Below are 12,115 nucleotides of genomic sequence, written 5' to 3' on the forward strand. Positions count from 1 at the left end.
CTCTTATTTTTATTTTGTTTCTGATCTGGCAGGCAGGACCTGAGCAGACACCTCACCAAAACCGATTCTCGCAGCACCCTGTCGCTGACAGCAGCCACTCATCATCACGACATCACCGTCCTCAAGGAACTTACGTTGCTCGCCGTTCGACAGCTGAATTGCCTCTTTTCCGCCCCGGCTAAGCTCTAAAAGTGAGCCGGCTTCTTCATGCTCCGGGCCAGATTGGGTGCCACTCCCTAAAAGATCCCCGGGACACAGGTTGCAGCCATTCACAGAGTGATGAGCCACCATCTGCCCCACAGTCCAATAGGAGTGTTCAAAGTTAGATTGAGAGAGCTTCTCCGCTTTTGTTGCCTGCTTACGCATTCGCTCTGTTTCAAGATAAACCGATAGTTCGATATCAAATGCGCCATACTTCCGGGTGTTCGCCGAATCCAGATAAGGCAGTGGTTGAGGATCTTCACTCTGTCGATCCCAGGCCTTTCGGTAAGGAGCCAATGCTTCGAGCGTTACGATCCAAGGGGAAACGGTCGACGCAAAATTCTTAGCCAGAAACGGCCCCAGCGGCTGATATTCCCAAGCCTGAATGTCACGGGCAGACCAGTCATTGAGAAGTGATAAACCAAAGACATGCTGGTCTACAGCGTCGATGTCGATACGCTCCCCTAACGTGTTACCGCAACCTATGTAGATCGCCATCTCGAGTTCATAATCCAAGCGCTGGCACGGTGACATAACAGGTTCCGCAGCGTCAGGCGCTTTTACCTGCCCGTATGGGCGATGGAATTTCTGTCCGGAAACGGCAATAGAGGAAGCTCTACCATGGTAACCAATCGGCACCCACTTATAGTTGGGCAGCAAAGGGTTATCCGGACGGAACAAAGAGCCAACCGCTGTGGCATGATGGATGGAGGTATAAAAATCAGTGTAATCACCTATCCTACACGGCAAGCTATATTCCACTGCTACCTGAGCAATCAGCATCCGGCTTAGCGGTTCTTCAAGTTCGCTACCCTGACGTAACGCTTTTGATAACTCTGCGCGCAATCCTGACCAAGCGGCAGCTCCCATGGCCATCAGTTCATTGAGTTGCGGCTTTGCACAAGCCCCAACAGCATCCTGAACCGAATCACTGAACAGGCCACTAGCAGCTAATGCAGCCATATCCAGGACCTGATCACCGATGGCAACACCTACACGGAAGGGTTCATCACTAGCCGTGGGGCGAAACACGGCAAATGGTAGATTCTGGATAGGAAAATCAGTCAGCCCGTCATTTGCAGAAACGACCCAGCTTTTCAGTTCAGGATCATGGGTCTCGTTCAATTGATACATTGCAGCCTCTATAAATTGAGAACAGGCAGGCCCGCTCTATCAGGTTATCCCTATAATTTAGTCTCACTAATCAAAACATCAATCCATATATATGGGTTAAACTGTCTCAATAATGAAACAAAGATAGAGTTTCCGATGGCAAACCTTGATGACACGGTGATCTTTAACAAAGTTGCCGAGCTGTGTAGCTACACTCAGGCAGGAAAGCAGCTAAATATTCCCAAAGCCACAGTCAGCCGACGTGTGCGTATTCTAGAAGAGCAGCTTGGAGTAAAGCTGATCAATCGAGATACCAGGAAACTGAGCCTCACAGAAGCTGGGCACTATCTCTACAACAGCACCCACTCATTACTGACTCAGGTGCAGGAAATTGAGAACTCCACCGTCAGCTTTCAAACCCACCCAGCAGGGGAACTAAGGATAACCATGCCAGTGGAGATCGGGATCCGAATGCTTAATGAAATTATCTGTGATTTCGCTAAAGCACACCCTCAGATCCAACTGGATATACACATGACAAACGATGTGGTCGACATAATCAGAGAAGGCTTTGATGTCGCAATCCGCGGAGGTAGCCCGAAAGACTCGAATCTGATCGCTAGAAAGATCATGTCCAGCCGATTCCATATTTGTTGCTCCCCAGAATATCTCCGCGAACACCCCAGCCCAGCACACCCCTTCGACCTAAAGCAGCATCAACTGATCGCCTTCCCTTACAGTAGTTACCAACAGTTGAAACTCCGCAAAGGGCAGGAAGAGGTAAATATCCATGCCAATAGCCGTATCTCAGCAAATAGCCTCGATATGTTGCTTAAAGCAGCAAAGAAAGGGCTGGGAATCGCGATTCTACCGACATCGGTTTGTTCAGATGCAATCAGGTCAGGCGATCTGATCTCACTCTTTAACGACTGGCATGGGGAAGATATCGGCCTTTACGCTCTCTACCCCGACCGGGTAAAAACCAAAAAGCTAGAGCTATTTATCCAGTATATTGAGCAGCGGCTTTCAGAGCTGGAAAAAGGCTTTGTGTAGCCCTTTCTACTCTTCAAGCAAAATCTCAAGATATGGCCACACCGTCGCCAAAAGATAGGGCTGACCCTGAGCACTGGGGTGAATACCATCCTCCTGCATCCGTTCAGGATATAAAGCCACCTGTTCCATAAAGAATGGAACAAGTGCGATACCTTGGTCATCGGCAAGGTCCGGATAAATTGCTTGGAATTGCTTGTTGTACGCAGCACCGTAGTTGGAAGGTAGTTGGATACCCAACAACAGTACTTTTGCTCCGGCGTCTTCGGCCATATTTACCAGACGATTAAGATTCCTTTTCACAGCAAAAGGAGGTGTACCGCGTAAACCATCATTACCACCCAGCTCGATAATCACGATTTCTGCATCAACCTGTTGCAGCAGTTTGCTGAGACGGGCGATGCCATTTTGGGTAGTATCACCACTGACACTGGCATTAATTACTTCATGGGGATATCCCTCTGATTGCAGCCGTTGCTGCAACAGATACACCCACCCCTGCTCGCGCTCCATCTGATATGCAGCAGAAAGACTATCGCCCAACACAACAAGGGAACGAGCCTGAACCGGAAGTGTCACAACTACGCATGAAAGTACGAATACAAGAAAGGTCAGCAGTTTACGCATAGGAATTCCAGATAATGCACACAGTGGATACAGTTGTCAGCGCTCAGGATCTCGCAAAACAGTTTACGACTCAAGCCGGTCACCTGGATCTCTTTACCGGTATTAATCTTGAGATCAAACGAGGAGAGAGTGTCGCTATCATCGGCCCCTCAGGAACAGGAAAATCCACACTGCTCTCCCTGTTGGCTGGACTGGACCAACCAAGCTCAGGAAAAATACTACTGAACAATACTGATCTTAATTCTCTGAACGATAAACAACGTGCAGAGTTCCGTAACCAGCATATCAGTTTTGTGTTTCAGGCATTCCATCTACTACCCGACCTGACCGCGCTACAAAATGTAATGCTGCCTTTACAGATCCGCAATCACAAGAAGGCTGAACAGGAAGCCGCCGTTTGGTTGGAGAAGGTAGGCCTTGGCGAACGGCTCGATCACAAACCAGCTGAACTTTCCGGTGGCGAACAGCAACGTGTTGCTATAGCCCGTAGCTTTGCCACAGAACCCACCCTACTGTTTGCCGATGAACCAACAGGTAATCTGGATGAGCACACGGGAGAACAGATCATCCAGCAACTGTTTTCTTTGAATCAAGAACAGCAAACCACTTTGATTTTGATTACTCATGATCCCCTGCTTGCCAGGCGCTGTCAGCGAGCGCTGCGATTACATAACGGCACACTGGAGGAGATTGAAGCATGATTCAGTCGGCTTCTTTCAGGCTTGCCACCCAACAAAGTATCAGTAGTCTGAAACTGAGTGAGTGGCGCGCACTGATTATCGCCCTGACGTTGGCCATTACCATCGCTAGTTTGATGGCTGTACTGGGAGAGCGTATCGAAAAAACACTGATGCGTCAGGGCAGTGCAATTCTTGGAGCAGACCTTGTCCTGAGTAACAGCCGCCCTCTATCCAATGAATCAATTCAACAAGCTAAAGCACTGGGGCTTGAGTTTAACGAAGTCACGCAACTGGCCACTATGGCAAACAGCGGTGACAACTTCCTGCTGGTATCTATCCGAGCTCTCAGTGCCCCTTACCCTCGTGGAGGGATAGCATTACAGCAAGAGATTGATCAGCCCCTGCCTGATCCAGGTACCGCGTGGGCTGAAGCGGGTGTATTTGAACGCTTAGGGTTACAGACAGGTGACCCGTTGGTTTTAGGAAACTCAACATTCACGCTAAGCGCCCAGATTCAATCGGCTCCTGATCGAGGTCGAGGCTTTATCAGCTTCAATCCACAGATTGTGATCAATCAAAATGAGTTGAAAGCGACCGGTCTGCTTGGTCCAGGAGCTCGAATGCAATACCGGCAGCTTTTTGCTGGAGGCTCCGTTGCGCTACAACAACTGGAAGAAACTCTGCAACAAAACCTAAAAACCGGCGAACGCCTCACCTCGCTGAGTAATGAGGAAAGTCAGCAGAACAGCGCTTTAAACAAAGCGTCCTCCTATCTTCGCCTCGGGGCACTCTTTGCACTGCTGATCTCAGCTATGACAATTTTCCTTAGCTTGAGGCGTTTTACCCAGAGCCAGAATAAACGCGCCGCCCTGTTCAAAAGCCTTGGTTTAAGTAATCAACAACTGCTGCAGCTATACCTGAATCAACTGGGTCTTGCCTGGATATTCTGTTCTATCTGTGGAGTTATTCTGGCCTATCTATTGGAACAACTGGGACTGCAACTCTTGCATAGCCTTCTTCCACAGCCGGTGCCAGAAGCCGATATTTACACTTATCTCTCGGGCCCACTGCTGGGCTTGGCAATCCTGTTTTGCCTTGGCCTACCCGCTCTGTTCCGGTTGCAACAAAGCAACCCAATTCAGCTACTACAGGATCAACCTTCCCCGCTACGCTGGGGCTCAAAGCTTCCCTACATTGCAGCCTTTGCTCTACTGCTGATCTTCACCAGTTGGTACCTGAATAATTTATTACTTACTCTTAGCCTGACACTCTGCTTGTTATTGATCGGCAGCGGTCTGGGTTGGCTGGGAGCCCGTCTAGCCGAACGACTGGCAAACAGCTTTTCCCGTCATCATCGTCTGGGGAATCTATTGCTTAGCCGAGTACAACAGCAGCAACGTTGGTATCGTATCCAGATCCCGGTTATTTGCCTGCTGTTTGCTCTGCTGAGTATTAATCTGATCGCCCTGAATGACCTCTTAGGGCGCTGGCAGAACCAGTTACCTGAAGATACTCCCGACCATTTCCTGATCAATATTCAGGACTGGGAAAAAACCGAAGTTGAAACTCTGCTAGAGAAGCACCAGATCAGTAATCAGCTCTGGCCAATCTATCGTGGTCGCCTCAGTAAAGTGAACGACAAACCTCTCTCTGAAGCCCTAACTCCGGAACAGCTCGCGCAACCCTCTTTGAAGCGGGAGTTAAACTTGACCAGCTCTGCCCTGATGCCGGCGCACAACAAACTGGTTGCGGGGGAGTGGTTAACTAAAGGCAGCGTCTCCATCGAGCGAGAAGAAGCGGAGGAGCTGGGACTGAGGATTGGTGACAAGATCAGTTTTGATATTGCCGGACGAGAAGTCAGCGCCACAATAAGCAGTATCCGCGAAGTACGCTGGGATTCGTTCCAGCCTAACTTCTACTTTATTTTCTCTCCCGGAGTTCTGGATCAATTCTCAGCCAGTTATATGACCAGTTTCCATCTGGGAGATTACAGTGCTGATGTGAGCCGTGAACTCATCCACCAGTTCCCTACCCTGACGCTGGTTGATGTTCGCCAGATACTGGACCAATTACAACAACTGCTCGGTAAACTCTCACTGCTATCCAGCCTATTGATGCTGCTCACCACTTCTGCAGGCTTGGTACTGCTTTACGTCACCCTGACACAAGAACTGGAACAACGCCGCTACGAAAACGCTCTGCTGCAAACACTGGGAGCAAGCCAATATCAGTGTAAACAACTGGATCGGATGGAGATGGGTTTTATCGGTGGAATAAGCGGTATTCTGGCGGTGCTGATAACAGAACTAAGTCTATGGCCAATCCACCAGCAGTTGCTAAAGCTGGAACCAGTAGCGCACCCAATCTTATGGGTAGCCCTGCCACTACTCAGCTGTTTACTGTTTATTCTGATAAGTCACTTCAGTCATCGTCAACAGGATTTGAGTCAAAGTTACCGCACTCTTTCATCCCGCTAGATCAGACATAGAAAAGGTTTAATAAGAAGTGCTGTATAGCGGGTTTCTGTCAGCACTTTTAGTACGATAAAGCTCTCAGGAAACAGGCCGCTGTATCTCCCTTCGTAGACGCTGCACCATCGATTTCCACTGCTGAATATCATCGACATTTCCCAGGCGTTCCGAAAGATCCTCGTTCTTCCACACACCAAAGCTATTAAGATGAAACACTGGGGAAAGGTCGGTCCTTTCCGACCCTTTTAAAATATCATTGGTCATATTATCCAGAATCAGCGGGTCACTGTTTGGGTCAGAGAAGTAGGTCAGCACCATATGTGCCTGTTGTCCCTGGCGATATTTCACATAGGAGATTTTTAGCTTCTCTTCCGATACCCCCATATGCAACAGGCTAAAGTATTTTGCGATAGAAAAATCTTCACAATCCCCCGCATTTTTCAGCAGGCTTTCTAGCGGTGTTGCCCAGTAATCCTTCTGCCCCCAGAGTTCACGATCCTCCACCCATTTCATGCGATTGAAGAAATGATTTACCCGCTCCAGTTTACCCCTGTCATCAAGTTTGGCTCCTGTCGCCATCAGATCTAACCAACTCTGAAGCCTATCCCTAGTCTCATTGTCATATTTCTTCTGGACCTTTTTAATTAACGTTTGTGGGAAAATCTTTTGAAGGTGGTTTGCATGAGCGGGGTTGTGGATATAAAGCAGAGCAATTATAGAAACATGCAGTGGTTTGAGGTTCAGTAGTCCTGCAATTTTAGCTTTCATGATCGCCTCCCTTATTCATTCTTCTGGCATAGTTTCCCTAACTATTGAGGAAACTACGCCAGACCACACACCTTCTTACCAATTAGAATGAACTTGATTTCCATATGGATCTTGAAGTACATCTTCCATTTTTCCACCAGCCGCTGTTGGCTGCTCCTCAAGCTCCTTATTGATCTCATCCATACTCATCATCTCTGTAGTTTTCATCTCATCAGTTACTGTTTCCAAACTGAATAGCTCAGGTGTCAGCTCGCCAAACTCTGAATTTCCTGCAACTACTACAGCAGGAGCAAACAATAGGGCAAACGCCAGTGCTTTATATTGAATAGCCATAACACGATACCTATTTTGTTATTCATCTTACTGCTCGTATCAACTCTGACCACTCATTAGGCACTCTGTTCAGTACTTTTGATTATTTTTTATACAGAACATATCGATCAGTGTCCCCCTACCAACAGAAGAAAACGAAGGTAAAAGCCCCGCATTTTTCTCTTTTGCTGCTTCCGGCTATCCACAACCTTCAGGCAGCGACTACTAGTAAGAGTTCTGGCGTTTGCTCCTTTATAGCGTTCTTGTATGAAGCATGGGGCTGTTTTTTGAGGTACTGAAGAAAATGTAACTGCTGTGTATGCTGGAGAAACTAGCAAAGGCCCTGTACTTCCAGGAGTAGCTGCAATCGCTGAATCAAGAGGGATAGAAAGCATCAGGCAAAGACTTAGCCGACGTATTGGACGTGTTATTAGAAACTGAGATTTCACGATGACCTCCACTAATCATGTGCAAGATCCTCATGAACGAAAGTTCCTGGGTTGCTCTCCTTTGCTTCTCTCCTTTGGTAGACCGGCCATCCCAATCAATTTCAAGTATGGGACCCGTGACTTTGCGTCCCTCGATTACTCGAGGTTTGCCTTTTTCGAGAGAGGATCTCTAATAAAAAACATTCATACGAACGTTTGATTAATTAGATCTTAGCACAAAAAACAACCAGTAAAGGTGTGACTACCCGGATAAGTGATCTGTATCAACCCATACAGGTTACAAACCCAACGCCACTTGTGGTTTTTCTTTAGAGGTCAGGTCCACTTTTGGTAAACAGCTAAACAGGCGCTCAATATCAATCCCCAACTTGCCGGACAACTCCCCCTTAATTACGTCACTGCGTTGCTGGGCCAATTGCTGCAGTTTCTGCTCTTGCAGTGATTTAAGCTCAACCTCTTTTAAAGGCTCCTTACGTTTCTTATTTTCGTCCAATAAGGTGGCCCAAACCTTAGGCTGGTCAGCTGCCACCGCATAACCACAGATATTCATTCGCATCGCCTTACGCTCATTCAGCATCTGGCCTAACTTTGCAATATACTGTTTTGACTCTGCAGAAAGGCCCGATTGTGCTGGCGCGAAATAAACCGGCTGCAGGTTGATAAAGGAGCCTTTATCCTGAGCATCTATCACCATTTTACCCAAAGAGATTAGGGTACCGAATGGCTGCAGAGCTTTAGTTAGATAACCCATTGCAGCACTTTTCAAACCTTTGCCCGCCAGCTTATTAATCACAGTTTGATACCCGAATTGCGGATCATCCAAGGAACCATCAATTGGGATCTGCAGATCGATATTATCGTCGTTGTCCTGCAGGATCATAATGGCAGTATCCAAAGGCATAGAAACCTTCTGGTTAAACTCACCACTGCGCTCACTGTTCTGTGCTTCCACCTGTAGTTTATTCAGACGGATATCAGAATCACCATCCAGCTTGCGGTCTTTGATTTCACCTTTAGAAGTTACGCTCAGCTGCCCACTATGCAAGTAATATCCTGTATATTGAAGTGAGTAAGGGCTCACTTGAGGCAATTCTAAGCCTTTAATCTCCAGGTCCCAGTTACCGCCATAATTACCGCTAAATAGCTCAATTTCACCTTTAGCATTCAAGAGGGAGAACTTATTTTTAGCCTCTAATAGGAAGTCTGTTTTGCCATCTGAAGCGGTGTTGATCTGGTTAAGCTGCAGCTTTTTGATGTCCAGCTCAGTTTTAAAAGCCGGTGCAACACCACCATCCACAATGGCGAGTTTGTTGCTTCCGGTTAGATCAAGTTTGCCGATATTAACGGTAAACGGTTCTGAAGAGTCCGCATCTGATTGCTCCTGTTTAGAACCGCCGGATAAACGCCCCAACAGCCAATCCAGATCACTTAACTGACGCTGCTTGGAAAGATGGACACGAGTCTGGCTATCACTTAACTTGATACTGCCAATATCCAACTGGTTAAGCTGCTTAAGATTCAGATTTTGCAAACCGATATTTTGCCAACGGGAGAACACACCGCCATCTCCCATCACAGTCAAACCGGATAGCTTTAGCGCACCCAGATTGATCTGCTCCGTATGTTTCACCTCTGCCCGATTCAGATCCAAATGACTAAGCTCAACTAGAGAATCCCCTGCAACGGATAACTTAAACTGCTGTAACTGCGTAGAAGGAGCACTAACCATCCACTGGCTCATGTCGGGTGTTTTAACATCAGCTTGAAGCTTTACCCCCTGAAGGGAGAGCAACTGGTTACCCTGTTGTAGTTTTAGGTTACTTAACGCTATATCTACAGCGTTTGCCTGTAGCTTTTTCAGCCCTTGCAGATCAACCTCAGCCTGTAAGTCCAGTGCTTCCGCTGCGACACTGTTACCCAATTGTTTCAAATCCAACTGTGCCAGATTGATCTTGTTCTTACTCTTCAAAGCTGACAGTTCACTGCCGTTCAGAGCCAGATCAACAGAACCATTCCAACTTAGGCTCTTACTCTGTATCGCCAGATCCGTTTGTTGAAAAGCAAAGTTACGAATTCGAATGGCACCACTCTGCGTTACAGAGGTCACCTTACTAGCCAAATCGCTTTTCGCTTTAATATTCAGATCCAGATCAACCATGGCACGCAATTCAGGAAGGAACAACGCGGTAACACTGTGTAATGGGAAATTATCGAGCTTGATCTTAAGCTCTGAACTTTTCTCTTGCGGAAGAGGTTTTGAGCTTGAACTAAGTACTACGGGTGCACCATTAAGAGCACCATCCAGATCGATTGAAACCGGTTGCTGCTGATCCCATAAATAGAAATCGGCTAAACGTCCCTGCTTCACCTGCAAGCGATGATCTTGCCCTGCAAGCTGTGCACGCCAGTTAATGTCATCCAGCACCAGTTCAGCCAGGCCAAAGCTCCATTCAGAAGGAGCTTCATCACCCGTTTTTTCTTCTGTGCCTGTGCCATCAGAAAGAGCATTAAGATCAATGGGGCCAAACCACAAAGAGTCTCCATGCTCCCGGATCCCTGCATTAATACCCTTTAGTTCAATCAGACTGATTAAGGCTTTCTTTTCACTAAGCGTTGAATAGTCCAAATCAACCAACAGGGTATCAACCTGTAGCTTCGGTTTACCTTCAGCCTCAACATTCAGATGACCAACTTTTATCCGACCAGAAAACCACTCTACTTCCAGAGCTTTGAGCTGGGCTGTTTCAGCACCATTATCCAGCAACCAGATAACAATCTGGTCACGCACTAGCAACGGCAGGTTATGTAATAGCAGGGCAATAACAACGACAAAGGCAATTAGAAAACGCAGCATGATCCTTTCGCTCGAACAGACATATCTGTTTATCATAATGGATGAAGCGAGAAAGAGTTATCACACCATGATGAAAATCTACGTTTTATTTATCGCTCTACTACTATCAGGTCAGATCAATGCGGAAATACGTTATGCAGATCTGCAATCTCAGCTAGGTGGGGATGAACTGCTTTTTATTAGCATGGCCGATGCTCCAAATGTTCTGGCGGATGCTGATTCAGCCAGCCACCTGCGCAGCTACCACAACAAGTTTCTACGCGAACCCCTTTACGATGACTACTTACACAGTCTACTAACAGCCATGCTTGGATATAACGGTTTTCAGCACCTGTTCAAAAATCTGGGAGGAGGTTTTGTTCCCGTAAAAGTAGAGAACGATATTCTGATTATGAAAGGCACGCAGGACCACTGCGGTGGAATGGAGGAAGCAATAGTACTAGTAGATCTAAACAGCGGTGATCTAACCAGCATACTCTACTCCCAAGAAAGCTTTCTGATTCATTCCACTTATGAAACCTCTGAACAATTACCGCAAAAAGGGCTGCTGTGGATAAAAAGGATTCTCGATGCCTACGGCACTCGTACAGAACCTACACGTAATAAATTGCTTCTAAGGAAAATGGCTGGGGATTGGTGTCAGGGCTACAAAAAATGAGCCTTTACCATAAACCGACCAAATACCCTTATAAAAAATAATGATACCTAAATACTATTAAAATATTTAAGGTTAATTTATTTTACCTATTAAAAAATGATCAACCCTGATAGAATCGCGCGCCAGAAACAGATCAAGACAGTTCTATGCAACTTTAACCAAAGCACGGCTCTGCTCGGTCCAGCCCAAACTAGAAGCACTTAAGTGCTCGCCCAGGGCGAAGTAACTTGCTGTTTACTTCAAAAACCGAATACCCCTGCTGCCATAATATGAGGGTGACTTTCATGGCTGATAACGAAAACTTCCGCGACTCTTCAGGTTTTACTTGGATCATCATTAACCTGGCTGCTATTGGCTGGATCACAATGCCAGCAAGCATCGCTTGGAGCAACGTACTGCTGTAAGTAGTAATAATTGAGCTGTTTCTCACTCCATGCTAAATATGCAGTATGAAACAGCTCAAAATAGGCCAAGTGGCCAAACAAGCAGGCCTTACAGTAGAAGCTATTCGCTACTATGAACAGCGCGGCCTGATTCCAGAACCCCACCGTCTTGATTCCGGTTACCGGGTTTACCCCGAATCCATTCTTACCCGCCTTCACTTTATTAATCGCTGCAAAGATTTAGGGTTTTCTCTGCAAGAGATCTCCGAACTGCTGTCTATTCAGATCAACCCTGAAAACAGTTCCGCTCTGGTAAAAGAACAAGTGGAAAATAAGATTACCCTGGTCAAAGAAAAGATCTCAGAACTACAAAAGCTGCAAGACTCGTTAGAAAAGCTCTCTGGCCTATGTTGTGGAGATGGTTCGGTTTCCGACTGCCCTATTATCGACTTTTTAAAGCATTGAATAAGCAAAGGGCAGAATTGCTAGAATGCTTCGCTGCTAGTGGCAAGGAAAGCCTGATTTAGCTTTGGCAAATAGTGATACTAT

Annotated in this window: 10 protein-coding genes and 1 riboswitch; of the genes, 5 read left to right on the forward strand and 5 right to left on the reverse strand. The window is 46.8% G+C overall.

Features of this window, described 5'->3' with window-relative positions:
- Nucleotides 1–9: 9 nt before the first annotated feature.
- Entirely contained in the window at nucleotides 10–1,335 is a 1,326-nt protein-coding gene (gene fahA / locus GY843_RS08260; RefSeq protein ID WP_297308450.1) for a fumarylacetoacetase, read from the reverse strand.
- A gap of 135 nt (nucleotides 1,336–1,470) precedes the next feature.
- Here fahA and GY843_RS08265 point away from each other — a divergent pair, with 135 nt between their 5' ends.
- Nucleotides 1,471–2,367 (forward strand): LysR family transcriptional regulator, encoded by an 897-nt coding sequence (locus tag GY843_RS08265; protein WP_297308452.1) that lies wholly within the window; start codon nucleotides 1,471–1,473, stop codon nucleotides 2,365–2,367.
- A gap of 6 nt (nucleotides 2,368–2,373) precedes the next feature.
- Here GY843_RS08265 and GY843_RS08270 read toward each other — a convergent pair whose 3' ends face one another.
- Nucleotides 2,374–2,991, reverse strand: a complete 618-nt coding sequence (locus tag GY843_RS08270) for an arylesterase (protein ID WP_297308454.1) — start codon at nucleotides 2,989–2,991, stop codon at nucleotides 2,374–2,376.
- Between the two features lie 14 nt (nucleotides 2,992–3,005).
- On the opposite strand from GY843_RS08270, the gene GY843_RS08275 reads away from it, so the two are divergent.
- Together GY843_RS08275 and GY843_RS08280 are read left to right on the forward strand one after the other, a co-directional pair.
- Complete coding sequence (locus GY843_RS08275) at nucleotides 3,006–3,692, forward strand: ABC transporter ATP-binding protein (RefSeq protein ID WP_297308456.1); 687 nt, start codon at nucleotides 3,006–3,008, stop codon at nucleotides 3,690–3,692.
- A complete protein-coding gene (locus GY843_RS08280) occupies nucleotides 3,689–6,148 on the forward strand; it encodes an FtsX-like permease family protein (protein ID WP_297308458.1) in 2,460 nt (819 codons plus the stop codon). The genes GY843_RS08275 and GY843_RS08280 overlap by 4 nt, the downstream gene beginning before the upstream one ends.
- Nucleotides 6,149–6,223: 75 nt before the next feature.
- On the opposite strand, the gene GY843_RS08285 is transcribed toward GY843_RS08280, so the two are convergent.
- From GY843_RS08285 to GY843_RS08295, 3 genes are all read right to left on the reverse strand, one after another.
- Entirely contained in the window at nucleotides 6,224–6,910 is a 687-nt protein-coding gene (locus GY843_RS08285; RefSeq protein WP_297308460.1) for a transglutaminase-like cysteine peptidase, read from the reverse strand.
- 75 nt (nucleotides 6,911–6,985) lie between these two features.
- Nucleotides 6,986–7,243 carry a hypothetical protein gene (locus tag GY843_RS08290; RefSeq protein ID WP_297308462.1) on the reverse strand — a complete coding sequence of 86 codons (258 nt, stop codon included), beginning with the start codon at nucleotides 7,241–7,243 and terminating at the stop codon, nucleotides 6,986–6,988.
- Nucleotides 7,244–7,744: 501 nt separating this feature from the next.
- Nucleotides 7,745–7,832: riboswitch (cyclic di-GMP riboswitch) on the reverse strand.
- A 116-nt stretch (nucleotides 7,833–7,948) separates the two neighbouring features.
- Nucleotides 7,949–10,525: a DUF748 domain-containing protein gene (locus tag GY843_RS08295; RefSeq protein WP_297308464.1), complete on the reverse strand. Its 2,577-nt coding sequence runs from the start codon at nucleotides 10,523–10,525 to the stop codon at nucleotides 7,949–7,951.
- A gap of 67 nt (nucleotides 10,526–10,592) precedes the next feature.
- Here GY843_RS08295 and GY843_RS08300 point away from each other — a divergent pair, with 67 nt between their 5' ends.
- Together GY843_RS08300 and GY843_RS08305 are read left to right on the forward strand one after the other, a co-directional pair.
- Complete coding sequence (locus tag GY843_RS08300) at nucleotides 10,593–11,183, forward strand: hypothetical protein (protein WP_297308466.1); 591 nt, start codon at nucleotides 10,593–10,595, stop codon at nucleotides 11,181–11,183.
- A gap of 449 nt (nucleotides 11,184–11,632) precedes the next feature.
- Nucleotides 11,633–12,031, forward strand: coding sequence for a heavy metal-responsive transcriptional regulator (locus tag GY843_RS08305; protein ID WP_297308467.1), 399 nt, complete (start codon nucleotides 11,633–11,635; stop codon nucleotides 12,029–12,031).
- Nucleotides 12,032–12,115 lie beyond the last annotated feature (84 nt).

This window comes from Neptuniibacter sp. (assembly GCF_024231755.1).
Lineage (GTDB): Bacteria > Pseudomonadota > Gammaproteobacteria > Pseudomonadales > Balneatricaceae > Neptuniibacter.